Origin of the sequence: Tsukamurella tyrosinosolvens (genome assembly GCF_900104775.1) — a bacterium.
GTDB lineage: Bacteria > Actinomycetota > Actinomycetes > Mycobacteriales > Mycobacteriaceae > Tsukamurella > Tsukamurella tyrosinosolvens.
Map to the genome: position 1 here is coordinate 128,606 of NZ_FNSA01000001.1, position 25,840 is coordinate 154,445.

General features: G+C 67.6%; 27 protein-coding genes. 11 read left to right on the plus strand and 16 right to left on the minus strand.

The features are described from left to right. Positions 1–237 precede the first annotated feature (237 nt). Positions 238–603, plus strand: a complete 366-nt coding sequence (locus BLW32_RS00645; protein WP_040765956.1) for a BlaI/MecI/CopY family transcriptional regulator — start codon at positions 238–240, stop codon at positions 601–603. A 57-nt stretch (positions 604–660) separates the two neighbouring features. Continuing rightward, entirely contained in the window at positions 661–1,632 is a 972-nt protein-coding gene (locus BLW32_RS00650) for a M56 family metallopeptidase (RefSeq protein WP_019201638.1), read from the plus strand. Between the two features lie 195 nt (positions 1,633–1,827). Here BLW32_RS00650 and BLW32_RS00655 read toward each other — a convergent pair whose 3' ends face one another. Then, positions 1,828–2,364: a hypothetical protein gene (locus BLW32_RS00655; RefSeq protein WP_019201637.1), complete on the minus strand. Its 537-nt coding sequence runs from the start codon at positions 2,362–2,364 to the stop codon at positions 1,828–1,830. 221 nt (positions 2,365–2,585) lie between these two features. On the opposite strand from BLW32_RS00655, the gene BLW32_RS00660 reads away from it, so the two are divergent. Then, complete coding sequence (locus tag BLW32_RS00660) at positions 2,586–3,704, plus strand: prolipoprotein diacylglyceryl transferase family protein (protein ID WP_158635062.1); 1,119 nt, start codon at positions 2,586–2,588, stop codon at positions 3,702–3,704. Positions 3,705–3,771: 67 nt separating this feature from the next. On the opposite strand, the gene BLW32_RS00665 is transcribed toward BLW32_RS00660, so the two are convergent. The 8 genes from BLW32_RS00665 to BLW32_RS00700 form a co-directional block, all read right to left on the minus strand. Further along, complete coding sequence (locus BLW32_RS00665) at positions 3,772–5,028, minus strand: L,D-transpeptidase (RefSeq protein ID WP_019201635.1); 1,257 nt, start codon at positions 5,026–5,028, stop codon at positions 3,772–3,774. Between the two features lie 185 nt (positions 5,029–5,213). Next, positions 5,214–5,921 carry a TlpA family protein disulfide reductase gene (locus BLW32_RS00670; RefSeq protein WP_081585946.1) on the minus strand — a complete coding sequence of 236 codons (708 nt, stop codon included), beginning with the start codon at positions 5,919–5,921 and terminating at the stop codon, positions 5,214–5,216. Next, positions 5,918–7,435, minus strand: a complete 1,518-nt coding sequence (gene lnt, locus BLW32_RS00675; RefSeq protein WP_019201633.1) for an apolipoprotein N-acyltransferase — start codon at positions 7,433–7,435, stop codon at positions 5,918–5,920. Before lnt ends, BLW32_RS00670 begins: the two co-directional genes overlap by 4 nt. 222 nt (positions 7,436–7,657) lie before the next feature. Beyond that, a complete protein-coding gene (locus BLW32_RS00680; RefSeq protein ID WP_019201632.1) occupies positions 7,658–8,455 on the minus strand; it encodes a cytochrome c biogenesis CcdA family protein in 798 nt (265 codons plus the stop codon). Then, a complete protein-coding gene (locus tag BLW32_RS00685; RefSeq protein WP_019201631.1) occupies positions 8,455–9,018 on the minus strand; it encodes a TlpA disulfide reductase family protein in 564 nt (187 codons plus the stop codon). Before BLW32_RS00685 ends, BLW32_RS00680 begins: the two co-directional genes overlap by 1 nt. Before the next feature lie 198 nt (positions 9,019–9,216). Continuing rightward, positions 9,217–10,710: a multicopper oxidase family protein gene (locus BLW32_RS00690; protein WP_019201630.1), complete on the minus strand. Its 1,494-nt coding sequence runs from the start codon at positions 10,708–10,710 to the stop codon at positions 9,217–9,219. A gap of 310 nt (positions 10,711–11,020) precedes the next feature. Beyond that, complete coding sequence (locus BLW32_RS00695) at positions 11,021–12,271, minus strand: sensor histidine kinase (protein WP_019201628.1); 1,251 nt, start codon at positions 12,269–12,271, stop codon at positions 11,021–11,023. Beyond that, positions 12,268–13,038, minus strand: coding sequence for a response regulator transcription factor (locus BLW32_RS00700; RefSeq protein ID WP_051158842.1), 771 nt, complete (start codon positions 13,036–13,038; stop codon positions 12,268–12,270). Before BLW32_RS00700 ends, BLW32_RS00695 begins: the two co-directional genes overlap by 4 nt. Positions 13,039–13,386: 348 nt before the next feature. On the opposite strand from BLW32_RS00700, the gene BLW32_RS00705 reads away from it, so the two are divergent. Both BLW32_RS00705 and BLW32_RS00710 read left to right on the plus strand, forming a co-directional pair. Further along, positions 13,387–14,466, plus strand: a complete 1,080-nt coding sequence (locus tag BLW32_RS00705) for a PLP-dependent cysteine synthase family protein (protein ID WP_051158972.1) — start codon at positions 13,387–13,389, stop codon at positions 14,464–14,466. 8 nt (positions 14,467–14,474) lie between these two features. Then, a complete protein-coding gene (locus BLW32_RS00710; protein WP_175546284.1) occupies positions 14,475–15,767 on the plus strand; it encodes an MFS transporter in 1,293 nt (430 codons plus the stop codon). Between the two features lie 90 nt (positions 15,768–15,857). On the opposite strand, the gene BLW32_RS00715 is transcribed toward BLW32_RS00710, so the two are convergent. Beyond that, a complete protein-coding gene (locus BLW32_RS00715; RefSeq protein ID WP_371190617.1) occupies positions 15,858–18,119 on the minus strand; it encodes a heavy metal translocating P-type ATPase in 2,262 nt (753 codons plus the stop codon). A 257-nt stretch (positions 18,120–18,376) separates the two neighbouring features. Further along, on the minus strand, positions 18,377–18,589 hold the full coding sequence (locus BLW32_RS00720) for a heavy-metal-associated domain-containing protein (protein WP_019201623.1): 213 nt from the start codon (positions 18,587–18,589) through the stop codon (positions 18,377–18,379). Positions 18,590–18,834: 245 nt separating this feature from the next. Here BLW32_RS00720 and BLW32_RS00725 point away from each other — a divergent pair, with 245 nt between their 5' ends. The 5 genes from BLW32_RS00725 (at position 18,835) to BLW32_RS00745 (ending at position 22,360) form a co-directional block, all read left to right on the plus strand. Further along, positions 18,835–19,110, plus strand: coding sequence for a YHS domain-containing protein (locus BLW32_RS00725; RefSeq protein ID WP_019201622.1), 276 nt, complete (start codon positions 18,835–18,837; stop codon positions 19,108–19,110). Further along, positions 19,107–19,442, plus strand: coding sequence for a metal-sensitive transcriptional regulator (locus BLW32_RS00730; protein WP_019201621.1), 336 nt, complete (start codon positions 19,107–19,109; stop codon positions 19,440–19,442). The genes BLW32_RS00725 and BLW32_RS00730 overlap by 4 nt, the downstream gene beginning before the upstream one ends. A 52-nt stretch (positions 19,443–19,494) precedes the next feature. Further along, complete coding sequence (locus BLW32_RS00735; protein ID WP_040765953.1) at positions 19,495–20,313, plus strand: DUF8832 domain-containing protein; 819 nt, start codon at positions 19,495–19,497, stop codon at positions 20,311–20,313. A 97-nt stretch (positions 20,314–20,410) separates the two neighbouring features. Then, positions 20,411–21,736: an MFS transporter gene (locus BLW32_RS00740; RefSeq protein ID WP_019201619.1), complete on the plus strand. Its 1,326-nt coding sequence runs from the start codon at positions 20,411–20,413 to the stop codon at positions 21,734–21,736. A gap of 342 nt (positions 21,737–22,078) precedes the next feature. Continuing rightward, a complete protein-coding gene (locus BLW32_RS00745; protein WP_019201618.1) occupies positions 22,079–22,360 on the plus strand; it encodes a hypothetical protein in 282 nt (93 codons plus the stop codon). Positions 22,361–22,379: 19 nt separating this feature from the next. Here BLW32_RS00745 and BLW32_RS00750 read toward each other — a convergent pair whose 3' ends face one another. Then, complete coding sequence (locus BLW32_RS00750; RefSeq protein WP_019201617.1) at positions 22,380–22,790, minus strand: hypothetical protein; 411 nt, start codon at positions 22,788–22,790, stop codon at positions 22,380–22,382. An 87-nt stretch (positions 22,791–22,877) separates the two neighbouring features. Between BLW32_RS00750 and BLW32_RS00755 the strand changes: the two genes are divergently transcribed. Continuing rightward, entirely contained in the window at positions 22,878–23,168 is a 291-nt protein-coding gene (locus BLW32_RS00755; protein ID WP_126195757.1) for a hypothetical protein, read from the plus strand. Positions 23,169–23,252: 84 nt separating this feature from the next. On the opposite strand, the gene BLW32_RS00760 is transcribed toward BLW32_RS00755, so the two are convergent. The 4 genes from BLW32_RS00760 to BLW32_RS00775 all read right to left on the minus strand — a co-directional run bounded on the left by BLW32_RS00760 (position 23,253) and on the right by BLW32_RS00775 (position 25,789). After that, positions 23,253–23,639 carry a hypothetical protein gene (locus tag BLW32_RS00760; RefSeq protein WP_126195756.1) on the minus strand — a complete coding sequence of 129 codons (387 nt, stop codon included), beginning with the start codon at positions 23,637–23,639 and terminating at the stop codon, positions 23,253–23,255. A gap of 157 nt (positions 23,640–23,796) precedes the next feature. After that, the gene (locus BLW32_RS00765; protein ID WP_068526155.1) at positions 23,797–24,414 is read right to left on the minus strand and encodes a cadmium resistance transporter; all 618 of its coding nucleotides are present in this window, start codon (positions 24,412–24,414) and stop codon (positions 23,797–23,799) included. Beyond that, complete coding sequence (locus BLW32_RS00770) at positions 24,411–25,193, minus strand: adenylate/guanylate cyclase domain-containing protein (RefSeq protein WP_068537260.1); 783 nt, start codon at positions 25,191–25,193, stop codon at positions 24,411–24,413. Before BLW32_RS00770 ends, BLW32_RS00765 begins: the two co-directional genes overlap by 4 nt. Further along, the gene (locus tag BLW32_RS00775; RefSeq protein WP_040765948.1) at positions 25,190–25,789 is read right to left on the minus strand and encodes a class I SAM-dependent methyltransferase; all 600 of its coding nucleotides are present in this window, start codon (positions 25,787–25,789) and stop codon (positions 25,190–25,192) included. The genes BLW32_RS00770 and BLW32_RS00775 overlap by 4 nt, the downstream gene beginning before the upstream one ends. Positions 25,790–25,840: the final 51 nt, after the last annotated feature.

A 25,840-nucleotide genomic window follows, 5' to 3' on the forward strand; every position in this document is an offset into this window, starting at 1 on the left:
GCCCACGCGAGGGGATCAGAAGCGGAATATTGTTGGTGCGCAATCTTTTTACGCAAAGTTTGACGCGCCGCACCGGCACCCCTTGAGTACCATCCGAACCGTACGTCACAGACGCCACAGAGGGAAGCGGTGATCGAGCAGATGCAGAGCCTTAACTGCCACCTACAATGGGGTTGGCCTGCGGTATTCAAGATTCAATCAAGATCCTGCTACTATCCACGATAGTACTAAGGAGGAGTGCGACCCTTGCCTGGTGAGTTGGAATCCGCGGTCATGCAAGTGCTCTGGGACAGTGAGCACGCCTTGAAGGTGCAGGAGGTGGTCGATGCCCTCGACACCGGGCGGGCACTGGCCTACACCACGGTGATGACGGTTCTAGACAACCTGCACCGCAAGCAGTGGGTCCAACGCGAGAAGGTCGGCAAGGCCTACTTCTACGAGCCGACACTCAGCCGCGCGGAGGCTGCGACCCAGGCGCTGCGTGACGTGCTGGATGCATCCGGCGATCCTGAGGCAGTGCTGCTGCACTTCACCGAGTCCGCGTCGGACGAGGAATCAAAGGTCATCCGGCGGGCACTACGCCGTCGGTCACGGCAGCAATAGACTAAGCCCGGTGCGCGAGATCCGAATCCGGACCCGGATGGAGGGAATGAGTACACGATGACGGTGTTCGCGGCATTGGTCGTCGCGGCGGCTGCGATCGCGGCTGCCGGACCTGTGCTGCTCACCCGCGCGGGGCGTACGCGGCTCGATCCAGTTGCCCTGCTCATCGGCTGGGTGGGAGCGCTGGCAATGCTTGGACTGCTGACGGCGTTAGCGATCGTGGCACTGTTGCTGCCGCTGCACGCAGACTACTCGGTAACCACTGCGTTCGGAGACTGCTGGTCCCTGGCGGTCCATGGCACCGTGCCGCAGGGACGCCGGGCGACCGGCGCCGCACTAGCCGCGCTCATTGCGGGCTCCGTCGTGATCTCCGGCGTGCGCTGCGTCTTCGTCCTCGCGCGCCGGCGGGCGGTCGCGACGTTGCATTGCGACCGAATAAGGCTGGTGGCCAGTCCAGCCGCCGGGGACGGCCGAGTGTGGTGCCTCGAGCACGACGCCCCCTTGGCATTCGCCATCGCCGCACCCAGGGGCGGGATGGTGGTGATCTCCCGCGGCCTACAGACCTTGTTGGCACCCTCCGAGCTGGCGGCAGTGCTGGCACACGAGCACGCACACCTCCGCGGTCGCCACCACCTGATCGTTGCCATCACTGAGGTCATCGGGCAGGTCCTGCGCCCGATCCCGCTGTGCCGGAACGCCCCGAGCGCCGTGCGGGAATTGGTCGAGGCGATCGCTGACGGAGCAGCAGCACGCCGTTGCGGGGCGGCCACGGTACACCGGGCCCTGCTGCAGATGGCCTCCGCACAATCGGTGCGGCAGCGATCAGGGACAGCCGGGCGGGGCCCTACTCTGGCGATGGCGACCACCGCGACCTCGGCGCGGGCCCGCCGCCTACAGCTCCCCGCAGCGAGCCGCAGTGCTCGCGTGCGCCACTGCGGCGCGGTCGCCGCGGCCACCGCCCTGGGATCAGCCGCTACGGTGGCGCTTGCAGCCCTCGTCGTGTCCGCTATTTCCTGCCCAGCGCTCTAGCCCGCTGCGCCCGTGGCGCAGCGTGACAGAGAGATTTGCCTGTTCCCCGGGGGGCCAACTGCGCAGCAACATCCGCTGCGACGCTTCATCGTGACTAGCGAGTGCGACCCACGAGTCGCATTTCAGCGACCGTACACCGAGTCCCGAGCGCCTACGTCCTTGAGCCACTACGCTCCGGTGCCGCTATTCGACGAGTCACGAATGCCGATGCCCGGCGGTCGTGTCCACAGCCACAGGCATCTTCGCCGAGGGGTCGCACACCCCGGCGGGGCATTCGCTCACCTGTAGCGGATGCTCAGGCTCGCCGCCCCGCCACGACCACCGTATCCCCCAGCGGGTGGCGACCGCGGCACCCATGGCGAGGGCCGAGACGACAGCAACCAGGGGCTGCAGCGGCGCCCACAGCGTCAACGCTCCCGACGCGCCCAACATCGCGACGACGACCTTGTTACACAACGGGCACCCCACCGCGAGCGTCGACAGGACCACACCGGAAGTGCCTCGCACAGCACCACGATTCCACCCGGCCACCACCGGAGCTGCCAGCCAGGCGGCCGCGAGAACGGTCACCACCACGAGGACGAGGTAGTCCCACCAGCGCACCGGCGTCATCCGGGTGAAGACAGGATTGGGAAGCACTCGGGAGGGGATCGCGATCACCAGTGCGATCAGCGCACCGCCAGCCGCTGCGTGCCACCACCGCACCCGTCCAATGACCGCCCTGCGGTTCATACCACTCACAGTGCACCCTCCTCACCTCGCGCTTGTCTTTCCTCGAACTCAGCATAACTACTAGATCACATAGTAGTTCTTGGTGGCGGGCCTGCCCGCCCCTCATCTACTATTCAACATAGTAGTTACCTACTAAGCGTGTTAGTAGCTCAATCTCGGGAGAGGCCTGATCGATGAAACATCTCTCTAGCGTGCCGGATCCAGACGTGGGCCTTCCAACGGTGACCGAATCCGTCGGCGCGCCGGTGCGGCATGACGCGGTGCAGGCGTCGGAGAGGATCTCGACGATCACCGGTCCGGTGGGCGGTTGCGACCCAGTGAACGAAGCGGAGCCACAAGGACTGTCCGCTACGTACGTGCTAGACGCGGTCAGCGCTCCCGGTGCGCTCCGGATGCAGTACGAGGGCCTACGGATCGGCGCCGAGGCCGACGATACGCAAGGGCGATTCACCTGCCAGCGCGATGTCAGTCTCGCGGCGGCCCGCGGGCGGCCGGTCGCTGTGACCGAGCGGCTATCGGGGATCCCGGCAGGCGAGTGGGATATTCGGGTGCGAGCAGCGTGGACACCGGCTGCGACGCAGGCGGGCGAGCTGGCGGGCGAGATGAAGCTTCCGGACCAGCAGATGCGGGTCCGGACGGTGTTCGCGCCTCTGGCACACGGGCCCGCGGTGGCAGCGTGGTGTTGGCCGCTGCTGGTGGGGCTCGGCGCTGTCGTCGCGGTCGCGCTCATGGCAGTGAACGTCTCCCTCGCTGGCGGCTCTGCATTCGCGGCGGTGGGGATCAGCGGTGTGGCCTGTGCTGTGGGGTTTCTCGGCGCGCGGTTGTGGTTCTTGGCAATCCATCGGATGCCGCTACGGAAGCTGCTGTCCTCCGGAGCCTGCATTCAGGGGTTCAACGCCGCTGCCGCGGTGGTCTTGGTGATGGGGGCGCCGGCGATCGGACTGTCATGGGGCGCGGTGCTCGATTCTGCTGCCCCGGCACTGCTCGCAGGGATGGCCGTCGGGAGGCCGGGGTGTTGGCTGACCGGCTGTTGCGCTGGAAAGGTCACCGTGTCGCGGTGGTCACTGTGGTCATCGGATCGGAGGGTGGCCGCTTCACGCTATCCGGTGCAGCTGTTTGAAGCTGCGGCGTGCGGGACGCTGGCGATAGGGGCCGAATTCCTGTTCCTGGGCGTCCGGCACTCGGGAGCGATCTTCGTGATCGGACTCGCTGCCTACGCGCTGGTCCGGCAGGTGCTGTTTCCGCTGCGCTCCGACCCGCACACTCGGTGGGGGCGTACCGCAGTCGCAGCAGGTGCTACGGCCGCGATCGCGGTGGCGATATGGGTGATGACGTTGTGACGAGTCGGCGGGGCTACCGGGATGTGCTCAGACAGATCCGGACTGCCTCGCCCATTCTCCGTCCTGGTCAGCGGCCTTCCGACGACGCCAGGGCGCTGGCTTTGGTCCACTGCTGCCAGGGCACACTCCAGTCACCGTTCTGCCATTGCTCGAGAGGTGCGCCGCCAGTGTTGCGGATTTCGACGATGTCGCCGGGGACCGAGAAGTCGAAGAACCATCGAGCGTTGTCACCGTTGAGGTTGAGGCACCCGTGGGAAGTGTTCGTGTTGCCCTGCGCCCACACAGAACTGTCGAGTTGGTGCAGGTAGATACCGTCTGTGCTGATCCGTGTCGCGTAGTTGATCGTCTGTTTGTACCCCAAGCGCGAGTTGATCGGTAGCCCGTAGGTGGACGAGTCCATCACCACCGGGTTCGCCTTGTCCATCACGGTGTAGATGCCCCGTTGGGTCCAGAAGCTGATGGTGTTGCCGTTGATGATCTCGCTGCCGCCCATGCCCATGGAGGTGGGCATCGTACGGACGAGATTACCGCCGTCGTAGACGGTGACCGTCTTGGTCGCGTCGTCGGCGATCGAGACATGCGAGGCGCCGATGGTCGCACTGGCACGCACGTCCTCGGCGCCGTAGAGGCGCTCGCCCAGGCGGACACCGTATAGCGCGGCGTCCACGGTGATCTGAGTGCCCGGCGTGTGGTATTTCTCAGGTCGCCAATGCGCTTCGGTATTCGAGACCCAGCACCACGCTCCCTCGACCGCGGGTGTACAGGTGACTTTCATACGACGTTCTGCCTCGGCGCGGTCTGCGATGTCGGTGTCGAACTTCGCCACCAGCACCAGCCCCACACCGTAGGTCCGCCCTTCGCCGACCGGGGTGCCCGCCGTCGTTGCCAGCTCCATCGTCGCCTGCGCCTGTGGCGCGAGAGTGGTGAACGTGCTCTGCCGTTCGGTCCGGCGTCCTGCCTCATCGACCGCGACCGCTCGCAAGCGGTAGGTGCGGCCGAATCCAAGGGGCTCACCGGCCGACCAGGATTTGCGCGGTGCGTCCAACGTGCCGGCAACGGCGCGTCCCGCCTCGTTGGTGAGCGTGACTTCGGCGAGGGCGCCGGTGCCCACGACACGCACAGTGACCGGTGTGCGGGGTGTGACCTCCGCGGCGCCGTCGGCCGGCGCCAGCTCGATCAGTGGCACGGCGCCCGACGGTTTCGGTGAGGACGAGGATCCGCTCAGCGGCACCGCGCCCCGCTCGGCACCGCAGGCGGACGTGATCGCGACGGCTCCGATTCCGGTTGCCGTCCGCGCCAGCAGAGTTCGCCGTTGCAGAACCATTCAGCCTCCCTCGACCCGCCTCATCACGCAACTACTAATTTGCATAGTACTTTATGGTGAGTGGTCGAGCCCGCCAGGTCCGCAGGCGAGGTACTCTCACCCGCTCCGCCGGTACAGGTACCAGGCGCGGCGAGTCGTCGAGCAGGTGCGGGTGGGTGTTCTGACCGTTCCATCGACTGAAGCGCTCACTTGCCCGGAAGCGAGGGTTGCGCCCTAGCAACAGCGTCCTCGATGTCCTGTACTGATCGGAAGACCAGCGGGTCCACGATCCGCTGCACGGAGCCGTCGGGGCGGACGAGAAAGGACAGCGGCAGCAGGGGCGGGATCTGCAGTGTCCTCGCGACCGCGCCGTCCGCGTCGATGATGCTCGGGTACGCGAGGGCGAGATCGGTGGCGAAGGTACGAGCGTAACTCTCGACGTCGCGGACGTTGATCCCGAGTACCTGGACTGCTTCGGGGCGTTGGGCATAGCGCGAGAGGATCGGCATTTCTTCGCGACACGTCCCGCACCAGGACGCCCAGAAGTTGAGCAAAGTGGTTCTGCCTGCGGTGAGTTGTCCGAGGTTGATCACATCGGGGGTAGTGAGGCAGGGCTCGGACAGATCTGCCAGGGGCCCAACGGATCGGGCTGATACCGATTTCGTTCCGCCGCACTGCGGTTTAGGTACACCGCGGGCTGAGCTGGCCTGGAGTGGGGCCTCGGTTCCAGTGCGGGTGCCGGTGGAGGCGGTATCGTGGTCTCCTGGTTTTTCCGTGAGCGAATGCGCGGTCGAGACGGCGATGAGCAGCAGCGCGGCAGCGATCGCAATAAGGGCCAGTGCGTACCGGTGCCGGCGATGCCACGGCGGGGTTGAGGCGCACTCGTCGGGTCCGGGGGGAAGGGCGACGCTCATGGTGTCTTCTGCTCGTCGATGGGCACGGGCGTCGTATCGGCGGGGACCGACTGTTTGAGACCGGTGGTGCGACGTGCGCGCCGTTTGATCACCGTTGCGGCGATCAGGGCCGCAGCGGCCAGGGCGGACGTGACCGCTTCGGGCAACGCGCCCCAGCGGGTGGCGAGTGTGAGCCGGTCGTCGAGGGGAACAGTCGCGATCAGAGTATCCGCGCTGAACAGTGCGGACTGGTCGGTGACCGTCCCGTCCGGGGTCACGACAGCGCTGACGCCACTCGTCGCGGCGATCAGGACGGTGCGGCGGTGCTCGATGGCCCGCAGTCGGGACATCGCCAGTTGTTGGTACGACATGGCCGTGCGGCCGAAGGTCGCGTTGTTAGTGGGCACGGTGATCAGCTGGGCTCCACCGCGTACAGATTCACGGACGAGGTCGTCGAAGGCCACTTCGTAGCAGATGGCAGCCGCGGTCGGTATGCCAGCGAGGGTGACAATGCCGTCACCATCGCCAGGCACGAACCGGCCGGCCTTGTCGGCGTATGCGGACAGGCGGGTCGCGAGCGGCCGCATCGGTAGGTACTCCCCGAAGGGCACCAGTCGCCGCTTGATGTGTTGCTGTCCAGGACCGGAGCCGGGGTTCCAGACGATGGAGACGTTGCGTGATGTGCCGTCGTCGGCGGAGAGCACTGCACCGACGAGGACAGGTACGCCGAGCCTGTTGACCGTCTCATCGATCCGCGCGCGCACCTGCCGATCGCGCAGCGGGTCGATATCCGAGGCGTTCTCGGGCCAGACGATCATGGCGGGCCGGGGCATCTGGCCAGATTCGATGGCACTGGCGAGGTCCTCGGTGCGTCGTAGGTGATTCTCGAGCACTGCGGCACGCTGAGCATTGAAGTCCAGTCCTAGGCGGGGAACGTTGCCTTGGATCACCGCAACGGTCACGCTCGCTCGCGGTTCGTACGCTGGTAGCGCGATTAGGAGTGCTGCGCCGGCGAACGGGAGGATGCCACCAAGCGACGCACGGACAGCAGCGCGCGGTGACCTCCGCAGTGCCGCGCGGACCACGGCGAAACCGGAGCACCCGATGAGGGCGACCGCGAACGAGACGGCCGGTGCGCTGGCGATCGCGGCCAACTGTACGAGAGGCCCATCGGTCTGCCCGAACGCCAACTTTCCCCAAGGGAACCCGCCGAATGGCAGGCGGCTGCGCAGTGCCTCCGTCGCTGTCCACGCGCAGGCGCACCACAGCGGGTAGCCGGGGAGAACCACCATCCGGCTGACCAAGGCGCCGAACACCGCTACCGCGACGGCTTCGACCGCGGCGAGCGCGATCCACGGCCCAGCCCCAACGTAGATGCCTACCCACGGAAGCAAGGGCAGGAAGAACGCCAGCCCCGCGGCGTAGCCGTACAGCAGGGCTTGGCCGATTCCGCAGCCCCACACGGCGGCGACCACGAGCGCGACACCGACCGGCGCCGCTCCCCACAGCGCGGTGGGTGGGAACGAGATGAACATCGCTCCGCCGCCGGCGGCAGCCAGAAGTAGCCTGACCGCTGTGTGCGTCCACGGCCAATGAGCCGGCCCCCACCGAGTGGATGTCGCGGATGGGAGCCTTCGTGCTGTCTGCGTGGTCACGAGTGAGATCTCCTCAATTCTGGACCGTGGTGGTGCTGCTCGTCGCGAGTCGTCTGGGCGATCGCGGGCGTACTGGTTGGTGCGTGTCGACGGCGATTCCTGTCAGATCGGCATGACGATGTTGGAGACGAAGAGCCGCCGGACCATGTCGACGAAGTCGGACCAGTAGCCGGTGACCAGGGCGAGTCCGACGGCGATCATGAGCACGCCGCCGGCGACCTGGATGCGTCGGCTGTTGCGGCGAAGCCATCCGACGGCCCGCACCGCGGCGGTCGATCCGACGGCGAGTGCGATGAACGGCAGGCCCAGGCCTACGCAGTAGGCCACCACCAGCGCGGCACCGCGTGCCGGCGCTGCGTTGGTGCCCACAATGATCGACATGATCCCCGCCAGGGTGGGACCGATACAGGGAGTCCAGCCGAGCGCGAACACCCCGCCCAGCAGCGGGGCACCGGCAAGCGTGGTCCAGGGTCGTGGCGCAAAACGCACCTCGCGGGCAAGTGCCGGGACCAATCCGATGAACGCCAAGCCCATGATGATGGTGATTCCCCCACCTATCCGCATCAGCGTCTCTGCATTGAGCCGAATCGTCGCCGCCAGACCAAACACCGACATCGTCATCAAGAGGAAGGCCGCTGTGAACCCGCCGACGAACAACGCGGCTGCGCCGAGCACTCTCCACCGACCGGACCGGTCTACCGCCTTTCCGCTGCCGCCGAGCTCTGCGATCGACGTCGCTGGAGCCTCGGCGCCGACCAGCCCCGCGAGGTACGACAAGTAGCCGGGAACAAGGGGCACGATGCACGGCGAGGCGAAGGACACCAACCCGGCGAGCAGGCATGCCCCGATCGCCAGGATCAGCGGACCTGACACGGCGGCGTCGGCAAAGGCTTGTCCCATCAGCCCTCCCCGGCGACGCGGTCCACGGCATCGGTGAGGGTCTTCTCGTCGATCGTCGTCAGGTATGCCGCGGCCACGCGATGCTGCCGATCAAGGACGAAGGTCATCGGCACTACTGTGGTCGGGTACTGCTCACCGAGCGCGAGCAGCGTCTTGCCAGGGGGATCGTAGATCGACGGATAGGTCAGCCCGTGGGAGCGGATGAAGTCCCGCGCCGCATCGTCGCCGGCGGTTTCACGAACGTCGATACCGAGAAACTGCACACCCTTGGACTTGCGCGCCGTGTACACCTTTTCCAGAGCAGGAGCCTCGAGACGACAGGGGGCGCACCAGGAGCCCCAGACGTTGATCACCACGACCTTTCCGGCGTAGTCCGACAGTCGCAGCGTGGCCCCGGGATCAGTGACACTACGTCCGGACAGCTCACCGACGACGCTGCGCCGCTCGGGCGGGTAGAAGTGCCTGGCCTTGCCATCCGGAGCGATGATCCCGCCATCGCGTGCCCGGTCGCTGAGCTGAACGCACCCGCCGAGCAGCATCGCGACCACAAGCACCGCGATCACACCGGCGCACCGGCGCAGACTCGAGCTGCCGCTCGGGGGACGGTCATCATCGCCCAGCGATGCCCGTGTGGACTGTCGTCGCATCCTCACCCCTTCTCGGCGGCTAACGAACCAGCCACCAACTACTAAGTAGCATAGTAGTTGGTGGCTGGTCGGTCGCACTCGCCATCGGGGGCAGCCGCGGAGACGTCGGTCGCGTCAGGTGTACTTGAGGGTGGTCATCATGCCCATCTCCATGTGATAGATGTTGTGGCAGTGCAGGGCCCAGGTTCCGGGGTTGTCCGCGTCGAGGTCGACCTCGACCGAGCCCATGGGCTTGATGAGCACCGTGTCCTTGCGCAGTCCGCCACTGCCGGGGAGGCCCCAGGTGTGGCCGTGGATATGCATGGGGTGGAGCATCATCGTTTCGTTGGTGATCTGCATCCGCAGTCGCTGGCCCTTGCTGACGCGCAGAGGCGTGTCTTCGCCGTGCTTCTTGCCGTTGATGCCCCAGGCGTACGGGTCCATCTGGCCGTTGAGAGTGACCTTGATCGTGGAGTCGGGCTGGGCGTCAGGAAGGCGCGCGGAGTCGGCGGCGGTGAGTTCGGTGGCGCCGAGCAGGACCGGGCCGTCCAGTTCCGCGGGGCGAATGTCGGCGGCGGGTGCGGCGCCGGAGCCTGTGCGCAGGACTGCCAGAGCCTGGCCCTTCTTACCTTCGGCGGCGGCGACTAGCGGAAACGCGCCGTCGCCTGCGGTGACGGTCACGTCGTAGCGTTCCCCCATAGCGACGAAGAGCGCGCGGGCCTGCATGTCGTTGACCCTGTGTCCGTCGGTGTGGGTGACGGTCATCGTGTGACCGCCAAGGGCGACCCGGAAGACGGTGTCGGAGCCGGCGTTGATGATCCGCAGGCGGATGCGTTGTCCGGGCTTGGCGCGGAACTCGGTCGGCGCCGTAGGGATTCGGCCGTTGATGAGGTAGTGCGGGTAGACCACGTCGCCAGCATCGCCCAGCGGAGAGCTTCCCATGCCAGGCATCGAGGAGTGGTCCATGCCACCCATCCCGCCCATTCCGGTCTGCAAAGGTCCGGTCTTGGCTTGGAAGTCGGCAAGGATCTGGTCAGGGTTCTTGCCGATGCCGTCGGTCCAGTCGTCGAGGACGACGATCCACTCGGCGTCGAAGGCGCCTGGTTCATTGGGGTCGTCGATGATGATCGGAGCGTAGAGGGCACGGTCGAGTTGGGCACCGACGTGGGGATGGAAGTAGTGGGTGCCGGCGTCCGGGGCGGTGAACTCGTAGACGAATCGCCCCCCGGGGCGCACAGCATCCTGGGTGACGCCGGGAACGCCGTCAGCTTCGTTACGCAGGCGGATGCCATGCCAGTGGATGGTGGTGTCGGCGGGAAGCTTGTTGTCGAGGGTGACGCGGAGGAAGTCTCCGGCGTTGGCGCGCAGGACCTTGCCGGGGAGGGCGTCGTCGTAGGCCCAGGTACGGGCGGTGATACCGCCGAGGTCTACGGTGGTCTCGCGCGCGGTGAGGGTCGTCTCAACGACCTTCTGTCCGGCCTGGGGTGTGGCCTGTAGTGGCGGTCCTTGCAGCGCACGAGAGGCACCACTCGGCGTGCTGGCGGTCTTGTCGCCACATGCGGCGAGCGCGCCGACGCTGAGCGCGGCGAGACCGCCGAAGAGGGCTGTTCGTCTGGTCACCGGTGTCATGAATTGGTTCCTTGGTTTGACGTCGAGGAAGTCGGGGGCGGCCCTGCTTAGGGGGCAGCGGGGCTGACTGTCGGGCTGCCGTCGCCCATCCCTGGCATACCCGACATACCCGGCATGCTTGTGTGAGGTGTCGGCGATGAAGTCGGGGAGCTGCTCATCGAGTGGCCTGCGGGCATCGACGGTTGGGTTGAGGTGGGGGTAGTGCTGGTGTCGTCGTTCATGTTCATCGTGGACATGTCGTCGCCGCAGGCGGTGACGGCGAGGGCAATAGTGGCGGTGACGGCGGCGGTGGTGATCAGTCGTTTCGGGTTCATCGGTTCGTCTTTCTGGCAGGGATTCTCTGTGGGGTTCGTTGAAGGGGCGGTCGGGGTAGTGGGCTCGAGGCTGTACCGGGTTCCGGTGGTGGGTGTTCTCGCTTGGTGTTGCGGCGTTTGTAGACCGGCAGGGTCAGGGTGAACTGGGCGCCTTGTCCGGGGCCGCGGCTGGTGGCGGTGAGGGATCCGTCGTGGGCCTCGGCGAGCGCGCGGGCGATAGTCAGGCCGATACCGCTGCCGCCGGCGTCGCGGCTGCGAGAGGTGTCGGTGCGGTAGAAGCGGTCGAAGATGTGTGGGAGGTGTTCGCTGGCGATGCCTTCGCCTGTGTCCTCGACGATGATGTCGATGAGGTTGTGGTCGCGGCGGCGGCTGCTGACCGTGACGCTGCCTCCCGGTGGGGTGTGTCGGCGTGCGTTGCTGAGCAGGTTCGCGAGGGTCTGGCCGATGCGGGCACGGTCGGCGTCGACGAGGTCGGTGGTGGTGGGTCCGAGGCCGAGGTGGATACCTACGGCGTCGTAGCCGGGTTGCGCTTCTCGGACCGCGGCGGTGGTGATGTCGTTGACCGCGGTCGGCTCTGCTTCGACGCGTAGTTGTCGTTCGCCGGCGCGGGAGACGGCGTCGATGTCGTCAGCGAGTCGCTTGAGGCGGCCGGTGGCGCTGCGGATGACGCCGTACATTTGCGCGCCCGGCGTGCGGATGCCGTCCTCGGCGGCTTCGATTTGGGCGGTGATGGTGGTGATCGGCGTCCGGAGTTCATGGGCGAGGTCGGAGAGCATCTGCTGGCGGATCTCTTCGGTGGTATCGATTTGCTCGGCGAGTCGGTTGACGCTGCGGGTCAGGTCGCTGAATTCGCGGCCCAGGCGGCTGGGCGGGACGCGAATGGCGTGGTTGCCGGCGGCGATGTTCGCCGTCGAGGTCACCACGGCGCCGATGGAGCGTCGGACGCGGCGGGTGATCAGCCAGCTGACGACCAGTGCGAGGACCACGGAGCTCAACAGGGCGACCGAGACGGATACCACCAGTGAGGAGGCGAACGCCTCCTCGACGTGTTTGGCTTGGGGTGAGGTGGTCGGCAGGCCGGCGTGGGCCATGTGGGTGTGGAACAGGTGCGGTGCGACAGTCCACGCCACCAGCGCGGAGGCCCCAGCGCCAGCGGCGATGACGATGGTCTGGGCGATGAACAGCCTGGTGGTGAACCCCGAACGTGGGCGACGGGTGCGCCGTGCGTCGGATCGGGGCGCGCTCATTGCTTCGACCGGCCGTCACCCATTCGGTAACCGATGCCGCGGATGGTGCGGATGTAACGCCGCTCGGTGGTGGTGTCGCCGAGCTTGCGACGCAGGCTGGCGATGTGGACGTCGACGACGTGTGCATCGCCGACCCAGGTCGGTCCCCAGAGTTCGGCGAGCAGTTGGTCGCGGCTGAACACCATGCCCGGGCGGCGGGAGAGGACGTCGAGAAGGTCGAACTCGGTGCGGGTGAGAGCCGCGGGTCTACCGGCGACGCTCACCTCCCGACCGTTCGGGTCGATTAGCAGATCCCCGATGCGGCGCTCCGCGCCCTGGGGCATGGCGGGCCCGTTGACGGTTCCGGCGCGGGGGCGGCGCAGCATTGCTTCGATTCGGGCGATCAGCTCCCGCGGGCTGAACGGTTTGGTCAGATAGTCGTCCGCCCCGACGGACAGGCCGACCAGAGTGTCGACTTCGTCGGCGCGGGCGGTGACCATGACAACGTAGGCGTCCGAGAAGGTGCGCAGTTGCCGGCACACTTCGACACCGTCGAGCGAGGGCAGCCCGAGGTCGAGGACGACGACATCCGGTGGAGTTCGGTGCGCGGCGGCGACTGCGGCCGCTCCATCGCCGGTGATCTCGACATCGAAACCACTGCGCTGAAGGTAGTCGGCGATGACCTCGGCGAGGTCCGGCTCGTCCTCGACAACCATCGCGCGCAGGCCCAGCTTCGGCCGCGGTTCGGTCACCGCCGTCGGCTTGGGCTCGGCAACAATCGCATCCATGCCTCCATCGTGGCCTGACCGTATGCCCAGGATCGACCCGAGGCGCGGTTCTTGAGCAAATCTTGATCTTGAGCACACGTAACGGCCTGGTTAGGGCACGCACAGTCGAGGGCGATCAGATACCCCTCACCGGACTGATCACCGGTGGCACGTCTTCACCCGGCGGGCCACGGGCACGCCATCTGCCGACTCACGCTGACCGTCCTGGTCCTGCAAGACCGTCGCGCCGGGTGGCGTGCCACACACCTGTGCCGCCCTTTTCCGCTTCCGAAAGGACCCCAGCACGTGAGCACCGAAGTGACCACGGTTCCTGATTCTCGCCCCCCACTGTCATTGCTGCACCCGCCGTTGCCCGCCCGGTCGCTCCTCGACATCGGACCTGTCTCGGAGCGCCCGGCGGCCCTGGTCGGCAACACTCCGGTGATGCGGATCGCCGAACCGTTCGCGCCGGCCGGGCACGGGTTCTGGGCCAAACTCGAGGGGTTCAATCCCGGCGGCATGAAGGACCGCCCTGCCCTGCACATGATCGAACGGGCCAAGGCACGGGGGGATCTCACGACGGGCGCACGGATCGTGGAGTCGACCAGCGGCACGCTCGGGCTCGGCCTGGCGCTCGCGGGCATCGTGCACGATCATCCGGTGACGCTGGTGACCGACCCGGGGCTGGAGCCGATCCTGACGCAGATGCTCGCCGCCTACGGCGCCGAGGTCGACCTGGTGACGGAACCTCATCCGGCGGGCGGATGGCAGCAAGCCCGACGCGACCGGGTCTGTGAGCACCTGGCTGCGGACCCGACCGCGTGGTGCCCGGACCAGTACACCAACCCGGACAACGTCAGCGCCTATCAGCCGCTGGCCCTCGAGCTGCTGACCCAGCTCGGGCACATCGATGTGCTCGTCTGCTCGGTCGGCACCGGCGGACACTCGGCCGGGGTCAGCCGCACCCTGCGGCAGTTCCTGCCGGACCTGCAACTCGTCGGAGTCGACACCATCGGATCGACGATCTTCGGCCAGCCCGCGCACAAGCGACTCATGCGTGGCCTTGGCTCGAGCATCTATCCGGAGAACGTCGACTACTCGGCGTTCTCGGAAGTGCACTGGGTCGCGCCCGAGGAGTCGGTGTGGGCGTGCCGGACCTTGGCATCGACGCACTACGCGACCGGCGGCTGGAGCGTCGGTGCGGTAGCCCAGGTCGCCGGGTGGATCGCCGGCACCCGCTCGCCGGACACGGTCGTTGCTGCGATCTTCCCCGACGGCCCCCAGCGCTACTACGGAACCGTCTACAGCGACGCCTACTGCCACGCCAACAACATCGACCCGACGCTCGCACCACCGTTGGCGCCGATCACCATCGCCGACCCAGCCAGGACCGTGGTCACCCGCTGGTCCCGCACCACCAACGTCCGCAACCCGCTGACCGTCGTATGAGGGGGCCCATCGCCACGTTCCGGACCTTCGACCGGCCCAGCCAGGTGTTGATGGTCAACCAATTCACCATCAACCTGGGCTTCTACATGCTCATGCCCTACCTAGCCGGATACCTCGCTGGCCCCGTCGGGCTCGCCGGCTGGGCGATCGGGTTGGTGCTGGGAATTCGGAACTTCTCCCAGCAAGGGATGTTCCTCATCGGCGGCACCCTCGCCGACCGACTCGGCTTCAAGCCGCTCATCGTCGCCGGGTGCCTACTGCGGACCATCGGGTTCGTACTGCTGGCGACGGTCGAATCGCTGCCTGCACTGCTAATCGCATCCGTAGCTACCGGATTCGCCGGGGCACTGTTCAACCCCGCGGTGCGCGCGTACCTGGCCGCTGACGCCGGAGACCGGCGCATCGAAGCCTTCGCGATCTTCAACATCTTCTACCAGGGCGGCATCCTGATCGGCCCGCTGGTCGGGGTAGCGTTGATGGCCTTCGACTTCCAGGTGACATCGGCGGTCGCCGCTGGGGTCTTCGGCGTGCTGACCGTCGCGCAGATCCTGGCTCTGCCACGCGATCGGCGCGACCGCAGAGCCACAGCCGAGCCGCGGCCGTCGGTGCTTGCCGACTGGCGGACCGTGGCCAGCAACCGGCGGTTCGTGCTGTTCTCGTGCGCGATGATCGGCTCCTACGTGCTCTCTTTCCAGGTCTATCTAGCGCTGCCACTGCACGCGGCGTCGATCACCAGCAGCGAGCAAGCGTCGACCTACCTTGTGGCGGCCGTATTCGTGGTAACCGGTGTGATCGCCGTGGCCGGGCAGCTGCGGATCACCGCTTGGTTCCGGAGCCGGTTCGGGCCCACCCGCAGCCTCAGCCTCGGGATGGCGCTCATGACGGTGGCGTTCGTGCCGCTACTAGCAGTGCCGACCGCAACGCTGACCGGGCAGGTCGCCGCCATCGCGGCGCTGTTGCTGGCGGCAGCGGGCCTGGCGATAGCCACGGCGACCGTCTTCCCATTCGAGATGGACACGGTCGTCAGCCTCTCCGGCAATCGACTCGTCGCTACCCACTACGGGCTCTACAACACGGTGGTCGGCGTGGGGATCCTGGCCGGCAACCTCGGCACCGGGGCGCTCATGTCATTGGGGGACCGGCTCGGGTTCCCGGCGCTGATCTGGCTGGTGCTCATCATCGTCGGTTCCGGCGCGGCACTCGCGTTGCGGGCGCTCCATCGAGCCGGCGCACTGAGTGTGCCCGATCCCGCGGCCCGCGAAGCGGACGTGGCCGCTGCGGCGGGAATGCATCGTCGGTGACCTGCTGTCAGGAGTCTGTGCTGCGGTGTTCCGATACGCAGGGCCCCGGTCCCTCCGCGGTGGAGGGCCGGGGCCGGGGCCGGGGCGACGTTAGTTGGCGACGCTGGTGAAGCCACGCAGCCGCAGGCTGTTGCCGACGACGAAGACGCTGGAGAAGGCCATCGCGGCCCCGGCCAGCATCGGGTTGAGCATGCCCGCCGCAGCGACCGGTATCGCAGCGGTGTTGTAGGCGAATGCCCAGAACAGGTTCGTCTTGATCGTGCTCAGCGTTTTGCGAGAGAGCCTGATCGCGTCAACGGCGCTGCGCAGGTCGCCGCGCACCAGCGTGATGTCAGAGGCTTCGATCGCGACGTCGGTGCCGGTTCCCATTGCCAGGCCCAGGTCGGCCTGGGCCAGCGCAGGTGCGTCGTTGACGCCGTCGCCGACCATGGCGACGACCTTGCCCTGATCCTGCAGGCGCTTGACCACCGACACCTTGTCCTGCGGCATCACCTCGGAGATGACCTCGTCGATGCCGACTTCAGCCGCGATTCGTTGTGCGACGGCGGCGTTGTCACCGGTGAGCAGCACCGGCTTCAGGCCCAGGGCCCGCAGTTCGCTGATGGCCTGGGCGCTGGTCGGCTTGACCGCGTCGGCGACAACGAGGATGCCCTTCGCCTGACCGTCCCAGCCAACCGCCACGACGGTCTTACCGTCCGATTCGGCGTCCCGTTTCGCGGCCGCCGTCCGAGGGGACAGTTCGAGTGCCCAGTCAGCCAGGAAACTCTCGCGGCCCACGATCACGGCATGCCCGTCGACCACGCCCTGCACCCCTTGTCCTTCGACGTTGGCGAAACCTTCCGGTGTGGGCAGTTCTCCGCCACTGTCGCGAGCCGCGGCGGCAATGGCCTGGGCGATCGGATGCTCGGAGGCGTTCTCCAATGCACCGGCTAGCCGTAGCAGTTCGTCAGAGTCGGTGCCGTCCTCTGCAATCACCTCGGCCAGCGTCATCTTGCCGGTCGTGACCGTTCCGGTCTTGTCGAGCACGATGGTGTCGACTTTGCGGGTGGACTCGAGCACTTCCGGGCCCTTGATCAGTACACCCATCTGGGCTCCACGACCCGTTCCCACGAGAAGCGCTGTCGGCGTGGCCAGTCCAAGTGCACACGGGCAGGCGATCACGAGCACGGCGACCGCGGCAGTGAACGCGGCCGCGACGGGGAAGCCAGCACCGAGCCACGCGCCGAGGGTGGCGAACGCGATCGCGATGACGATCGGCACGAACACACCCGAGATCCGGTCCGCGAGCCGTTGCACCTCGGCCTTCCCCGTCTGCGCGTCCTCGACGAGCTTGGCCATCTGCGCGAGCTGCGTATCCGCTCCGACCCGGGTGGCGCGCACCTCAAGCCGTCCTCCGGAATTGACCGTCGCTCCGGTCACCGTGTCCCCAACGGAGACCTCGACCGGGACGGACTCGCCGGTCAGCATCGACGCATCGATGGCCGAGGATCCGGACGTGACCACCCCGTCGGTGGCGACCTTCTCCCCCGGTCGGACCACGAAGGTGTCGCCGACGGCCAGCTCGGCGACCGGGATCCGAACCTCCGCGCCGTCACGCAGCACTGCCACGTCCTTGACGCCGAGCTCGAGGAGCGCGCGCAATGCTGCTCCGGCCTGCCGCTTGGACCTCTTCTCGAAGTAGCGGCCGGCGAGCACGAACACCGTGACCCCTGCGCCGACCTCGAGGTAGATGTTGCCTGCTCCGTCCGACGGAGCGATCGAGAACTCGAACCCGTGTGTCATCCCGGGCGTGCCGGCGGTGCCGAGGAACAACGCGTACAGCGACCACAGGAACGCTGTTAGGGTGCCCATCGAGATGAGGGTGTCCATGGTGGCGGTTCCGTGTTTGAGGTTCATCCACGCCGCCCGATGGAACGGATAGGCACCCCAGACGATCACTGGCGCAGCGAGCGTGAGCGATGCCCACTGCCAATAGGTGAACTGTAGGGCCGGTGCCATCGCCATCGCGACTACCGGCACCGCCAGCACAGCCGAGCCGATCAGCCGCTGCCTCAGGGACGTCAGCTCCGGGTCCATGTCCTCGCCGGCAACCCCAGCACCAGGTCCTCCAGCCCCCGGCGTCGAGGACCGCGGGAGAGTCGCCGAGTAGCCGGTCTTTGCCACCTCGTCGATCAGCGCCTGCGCATCGAAACCCTCGGGGACGTGCACCTTCGCCTTCTCCGTGGCGTAGTTCACCGTGGCCTCGACCCCATCGAGCCCGTTGAGTTTGCGCTCGATCCGGTTCGCGCACGAGGCGCACGTCATCCCGCCGATGTCCAGCTCGACACTACGGCCGCCCGACGGCGCTGACACACTCATCATTTTCCTCGATCCGTACTTGCGGTCTATCGCCAGGCCTGTGGCCCGCGCTGCTTCATTGCGTCACTGCTGGTGGCCGCCACCGTGCGGGGCGCCCGGTTCACTCGCCGGCACGGCGGGCGATCCACCGGGGGCACGGTGCTCCCACCGCGCGACCGCCGAGTCGGGTACTGCCACCCCACCGATCACATACGCGCTGGCGAAGACACCGGTCACCGCAACCACGTAGACGATCAGCCTGCGCATGGCACTCATGGATTGCGCACTGCCGAGTAGCCAGCCTCTTCCACCGCGGCGAGAACCCGCTCGTCGGTCACCTGCTGCGCTCCCGTGACACGCAGCCGACCCGTCTGCGCGCTGACCTCGATGGACTCGACACCGGGGATAAGGCTGACCTCCTCACGGATGGACATTTCGCAGTGGCCGCAGGTCATGCCTGTCACCTGGTATTCGCTGGTCGTCATCGCCTTCTCCTACCCAGTTCAGATACCCCCTGTGGGTATCTCCAAATCATGCTTAACATACCCCAGGCGGGTATGTCTAGGCCCTCCTGTCGCGGCGAGTGCGCCGGAGCGGTGGTCGCGCGGCCGATCCCGAGCAACCCTTGCGGTCAATACCCCGCCGGGGTATATATTCGGGGTACCCGGCTGGGGTACCCGTTCAGGTGAATGTGAGACGGTCGGGGGGCCTGAGATGAAGGAGTTCGACGATGACCGACAATGCACACCGACAGTCTTGCTGTGGGCACACCGGCCCCGGCGAGCAGTCGCTCGAGCTGACCCGCAGCGCCCGGCAGGCGGGCACAGGCGGTACCGACACGGCGGAGTGCCCCGTCATGACCGGCACGGTGGTGGACAAGTCTGCCGCTGTCAGCAAGGGCCTCTACCGCGACTTCGAGGGCACGCGGTACTACCTGTGCTGCGCCGGGTGCGGGCCTCGGTTCGACGCCGACCCACACAAGTACGTTACGGCGGCCTCGGCGTGAGCACCGATATCCCCGCGGTTGCGGTCGAGCGGGCCGAGTGCTGTGCGGCGCAGCACGGGTATTTGACCGATAAGTCGCGCTATCTGATGCGGGCGAAGCGGATCGAGGGACAGGTGCGTGGCATTGAGCGGATGATCGATGAGGACCAGTATTGCATCGACATCCTGACCCAGATCAGTGCCGCGACGAGCGCCCTGCAAGGGCTCGCCTTGGCGTTGCTGGATGACCACATGCGGCACTGCGTCGTCCAGGCCGCCCGCTCAGACCAGCAGGAACTCGACACCAAGCTGAACGAAGCGACTGCCGCGATCACCCGTCTCGTCCGATCATGAGTCCACCCGGGGTGTCGTCCCGGTGGCTGTCGTTTCCGCGAAGGAGCACGTTATGGAGCACGGTTCGCATACCGATCACACAGGACACGCCGGTCACGGCGTTGGGCCCGAAGTGCCACAGGGGCTGCAGGTCGCCGCTCGAGGCTATCGCTTCGAACCGGCGATCCAGATCGTCGACGCCGGGACCGTGGAACTTCGCTTTGTGATCCTCGGGCCCGACGGCGAGCCGCTAGTCACCTTCGAGGAACGTCACGACAAGCAGTTGCACTTGATCGTTGTGAGCCGCGACACCAGCGTCTTTCACCACGTCCATCCGTCGATGGACAGTGCCGGGTCCTGGACTGTGCAGCTGGCGCTCACGCCGGGAGTGTGGCGGGTCTTGGCCGATTTCGTGCCGCAGGGCGCGCCGGACGGGCTCACGCTCGGTGCCGACCTGTTCGTGCCGGGCGGGTTCCATCCTCGGCCCTTGCCTGAGTTGAGAAGGGCCTGGACCGGCGGCGACTACACCGTCACGCTCGAGGGCGATCTCGTTGCCGCCCAAGCCGGGGAGCTGCAGGCCGTCGTCACCTGGAATGGCGTCCCGGTGACCGATCTGCAGCCCTATCTTGCTGCGTACGGCCACCTGGTGGCGTTGCGGGCCGGTGACCTCGCTTACCTGCATATCCATCCCGAGGGGAGCCCGTCGGACCCGCAGACGCCTGCAGGTCCCCGGATCCGGTTCCACGCGGTCGCTCCCTCCGTGGGAACCTACCGGCTGTTCCTGGATTTCCGACATCAGGACACCGTCCGGACCGCGGACTTCACCCTCGTTGCCACCGGAGGCACCACCGGTGCAGTCACTGGCGGTGCGAGCGCGCACCACCATCAGTAGCGCTGATTCAGGCAGTACTAGGTTTTCCGGAGCCCGGGGTGGCGTGCGCTGCGGGCCCTGTTCGATCGACGTCGTCGCCAACTAGTTGGGAGCCATCGTGGGGCCTTTTTCTCATCGCGATTTCCGCCTGTTGTTCAGTGCGCAGATCGTTGCGCTGCTCGGCACCGGGCTAGCGACGGTCGCCCTCGGGCTGCTCGCCTACGACATCGCTGGCTCGTCCGCAGCGGTCGTCCTGGGAACGGCGCTGACGATCAAGATGGTTCTCTATGTCGTTATCGCACCGGTGGCGGCGGCGTACGTCGACCGGCTGCCGCGACGCGCGTTCCTGATTGCGCTGGACCTGTTCCGTGCGGCGATCGTGCTGGCGTTGCCGTTCGTCACTGAGGTCTGGCAGATCTACGTGCTCATCGGATCACTGCAGGCGGCGTCGGCCGCGTTCACGCCTACGTTCCAAGCCGTGATCCCCGACATCATCACCGATGAGCGCGAGTACACCACTGCGTTGTCGGCCTCGCAAGTTGCCTACACGATGGAGAGTCTGGTCAGCCCGGTCGTGGCGGCGCTGGCGTTGCTGGTGATCGAGTTCAATGTGCTCTTCGTCGGTACCGCGATCGGGTTCGTCCTGTCCGCGGTGCTGGTGCTGCAAGCCAAGGTACCCAACGCGAAACCGTCGGGCGCCACGCGGCCAACGGACCGGATCTTCGCCGGTCTGCGGATTTTCACAGGTACCGCCAGCCTGCGAGGAGTCATCGCGGTCAATTTCGCTGTCGCCGCGGCCGGTTCGATCGTGGTGGTGAACACCGTCAACTACGTCCGTGACCGACTGAGCGGGTCCGAGTCCGACGTCGCGTGGATGATGGCGGCGTCCGGCGGTGGGACCCTAGCTGTGGCACTAGCGGTACCACGCTTGCTCGACCGGGTGACCGCCCGCGCCGTGATGCTCACCGGAGCGGGCCTGCTCACCGCCGCGGCTACTGCGGCGGTTGCCATGGCTGCGGTGGACCGGCCGAGCTGGGCGGTGACCGCGGCGATCTGGCTGGCGAGCGGTGCCGGCTCAGCGCTGGCTATCACCCCGACCGGAAAGGTGCTGCGGTCTGCTGTGGCGCCGGCAAACGTTGCTTCCGTGTTCGCGGCGCAGTTCTCGCTCTCGCACCTCGCTTGGCTCATTGCCTACCCGATCGCGGGTTGGGGGGCCACACGATTCGGTCTCGTACCCGCGTGGGGTGTACTCGCGCTGATCGCCGCCGCCGGTGCGATCGCCGCGCCGCTGCTCTGGCGGCGCGGTGCCCTGCCCGCTGGCACGCAGGTACCGGCCCCCGCGGAGGAAGGCGGCGCGGTCCCACCCGATCAGGCATGGCGTCACGCTGCGGCCGCCGACGGGACCCTGACCGAGTGCCAGTGTACATGCACACAAGCCGCGTAACGCCCAGGCGACGAAATTCCAGCACCTGCGCCGTCCCATCGCGGCCGCCTCGTCTATGGCAGGCAACCAATCCTGATCCGTACAAGCTGGCCGCCCCGCTCACCACCGTCCGGTGGGTGGATACTGACGCTATGGCGACAAGCGACGAGGCTGCGCAGTTCGTTTCAGGCAATGCCGGCTGGCCCAGATCCTGTCCGATCCGGAGCGCCGGACGCGCGTAGACGCCATCACCACAGAGATGGCCTTGCTCGACCGTCAATACCGCGCGGCTGTACGGCTCCTCGACGGCGCGCTAGCCGCGAAGACCACCACTGGCGAGTCCCCCAAGGTTCGAACAAGGCAGTGCAGGCCAAAGAGCAGGACGACGCCGCAGGCGGCCGCCACAACCGCGTCATCCGCACCGCGCCCCACGCTCTCGGGCGGGTGGTCCTCCGGTGCCAATACCGGCGCCTATACGCGGAACTGCGGTGGACCGATGCGACGAAGCAGCACGCCGAGTACCTCGGCGAGATGACCTGGCAGAGCCGCGCCGACAACCTCGCCGCCGCCTGGAGCGCAGCACACGCCCGCGGTCTCACCGCGAAGGTCCTCGAGGAAGGGTCCGCCGAAACCGGTACCAGGTAACCGCTCCGGTGCCACGCCCCTACTGCAGCCAGCGGGCGCCGTCCTCGGATGCACGTGCCAGGACGGTGTCCAGGCGGCGGGGATCACGCGGGCCGCGGGTGAGGTAGGTGATCGCCGTCTGGTCATCGAGGTCCGCCGACGGCGCGCACATCCAGCACGCCGCCGTCCACGGCTCGGCGGCGCGCCGCAGGGCCTGCCAGACGGTCAGCAGCCGCTCATCCACCCAGCGACCGTCGGGGAACTGCCACGCAGGGAACACCGGTGTGCCGCCGGCCAGCGGCACCCAGATCACCTGCTCCGCGGCGACCATCCGCGCCAGGTCATCGCCATCTAGACCGAGGTACCCGGTGACACCATCGGCGTCGTAGAAGGGACCGACGAGCTCGTCGAGTATCGCTGCCGCAGCGGCGCCGGCGCTCGTCTCGTCCACGCAAGGTGATGATCCGCGCGGCCGGTGCACTTGTCCACCCGAAATGACCCGCACCCAGAGCTGGCCCAGAAGTGGATACTGACGACCATGACGGAAAGCGGCGACGAAGTGCGGTTCATCTCCGGCGATGAGCGACTGGCGCGGATTCTCGCCGACCCGCAGCGGCGGGCCCGGGTGGACGCCATCACCGCCGAGATGGACCTGATCGATCAGCGGTACCGCACGGCCGCCCAGCTGCTCGACGACGCGGTGCCACGACAGCCGCAGAGGTCGGCGCCCGCGCGACCGCCGCGGTCCTCACCGCACTCCAGCGTCACCTCACCGCCGCGGGCGTCCGCGAGGTCAGCATCACGCTCACATTCGGCGATCACGACGTGACGGTGCCGTGGATCCGGTTCGCCGGACATCGCCTGCCAGACACCGACGACTGATCACCGTGCACCCGGACCCACACCGACCCTTCTAGTCCGGTGCGGACTCGTCGAGGGTGAATCCGCTCGCCTCGGCGTCCGCGGCGCACAGGGTCCGGACCCAGCTCCCGCGGCGCGTGAGGCCACCGTCACCGCCGCACTGCTCGCACATACGCTCGGACCGCCGTTCCGCCGCCCGGATCAACTCGTCGAAACCCGGCCGGGGCCGGTCCGGTTCGAACTCGACGTAGTACCGCAGGCCGCCGAACTTCTCCTTGATCTGAATCAGCTGGTAGCCGGGGTCGATCGCCGCCAGCTCCCGGTCGAGATCGACGATCAACCGGTACCAGCCAGGCCCCACATCCAGGGACCCGTACCACCCCGGAAGGAACCGGGCACGGATCCCCGCCAGATCATCCTCACTCACTTCGTCGGCCATGCAGGCCAGCCTGCCAGGACGCCTGCACCGCGGAGTGACAGGCCCGGCACCACCCCCGACTCCACCGGTTCGGTGCGCAATCACCGCCGGGGAACTACCCACAACCCCGGGGAAGCGATGGATCCGTGCCGACGCACTGCGACCCCGACCACCCTGCCTACAGGCCGAATGCGCCGCCCGAGACGAGGATGATGACCCCGAGGGTGATCAGCACCAGGGGAAACAGCACGCTTTCCCCTCGTTCGAGGATCTCGGCGATGCGGCGGCGGGTGGCGACGTACCGGGCAATGGACACCAGTGCCCCCACCAAGATCACGAAGACCACGCAGTAGGCGGCGATCGCGGTGTGGTTGATGCTGGCGAAGACGGGCACGTACACGCCGATGTTGTCGCCGCCGTTGGCGAAGGTCACGCCCGCCACGCCCAGGACGCCGACCGCGTTGCCCGCCCCCTTCCCCGTCGCGCAGTCACCATCGCCGCTGCCGCTGCCGCGGTATTCGCGCCAGCTCGACCACGCTGCCCGCAGCCCCAGGATCAGGGGGACGAGCCCGAAGTACGGGATCGCCGCGACGGGGAGGAAGGCGCCGGCGCCGAGGGCGATCAGCACTGCGGCAGCGAGGATGCCGGCGAATCCGAGGTACTGCCCGGCGGTGATCTTGGCCGTCAGGTGCCGCTGGCCCGCGCCGCGGGCGAAGAACAGGGAGATCACGATGATGTCGTCGATGTTGGTGGCCACGAACAGGCCCACGGCTTGCAGCACGGTCGAGATCATCACCGGCCACCTGCCCGTGATGTGAGCGCTGACCCGGCGGGTGACGTGACGGAGGTCGTCGCAGCGGCAGTGGTGGTGGCCGGGGCGGTCGCGCGGTCGAATCGGCGGGCGCAGTCGGCTGAGCAGAACCACCATCGGCCGGTGTCGGTGTGCCGGTGTGCGGGGGCGGTCGCCGGGTCGATGCGGGCGCCGCAGATCGGGTCGTGCGGGTGCCGGGTGTCGGTGAAGGTGATGCTGTGCAGTTCGATTGGGGTGCTGATGTTGCGCAGGTTTCGCGGGCCGAGGGCGGTGGTGGGCACACCGGCGCGGGTGGCGGCGGGCAGGAGCGGGTCGGTGAGGACGGCGTGGCCGGCGCCGGCGAGGGCGGTGATGCGGGCGGCGATGTTGACCGCGTGCCCGTACAGGTCGCCGTCGCGTCGGAGGGCGGTGCCGTGGTGGATTCCGGCGCGGAGGGCGAGGAATCCGTCCTCGTCGGCGGCGTGCCCGGCGAGCGCGGTGATCGTGGCCAGCATCGCATCGGTGGTGTCGGCGGTGAGCATCACCGCATCGCCGATGGTCTTGACCAGCCGGGCCTGCGGGTGCAGGGCTCGACGGGCGTGCTCAGCCAACCGGAGCGCAAGCTCGGCGGCTTCGTGGTCGCCGCACATCTCGGTGAGCACGCTGTAGCCGGCGAGGTCGACGAATGCCACGGCGACCTCCACCTGTTCGAGGCCGTCCAGCTCGGGCCGCGCACCGTGGTGATGGCCGCGGCCGAGCCGGTGTTCGGGCCCTGGCGTGGTCATCGGCCTGCGGTGCGGGTCGCGCGGAAGCGGGTCAGTGCCGCGTTCTCCCGGACGGTGACCTCCCGCAGCGGCAGGCCTGCCAGGTGCGGGCGCAGCTGGCCGCGGTCGATGAACCGGTGCGGTGCGCCTTCGAGCCGGTGCAGGATCCGCGCCGGCGCGGTGCCGAGCAGGTCGTAGCCGACCAGGGTTCCGCCGGGGCGCAGCACCCGGACGGCTTCGCGGAGGGCCTGCTCCCAGTCGACGACGTGGTGCAACATGATGAACGAGACGACGGTGTCGAACTCGTCGTCGCCGAAGGGCAACGCGGCGGCGTCGGCCACCCTCGCCTGCGCTCGGTCACCGAAGCGCTGCAACCGATCCTGCGCGGCGGCGACCATCACCGGGTCGAAGTCGGTGACGGTGAGCTGCACCTGATCCGCAGGGGCGCTCGCCGCCAGCAGCTGCGCGGCCATCGCGCCGCCGCCGCCGCCGATCTCCAGCACCCTCCCCGTAGGGCGCACGCCCTGCAAGGCCCACGGCAACACCCACCGCCGTGTCGCTGCCTCCCACGGCGTGCTGCGGCAGAACAGGGACTCGATCGTCGACATCGATGGCATACCCAGCAGCTCCCAACACCGCTCACGGCCACCGATCGGCGGCCTGTTCCT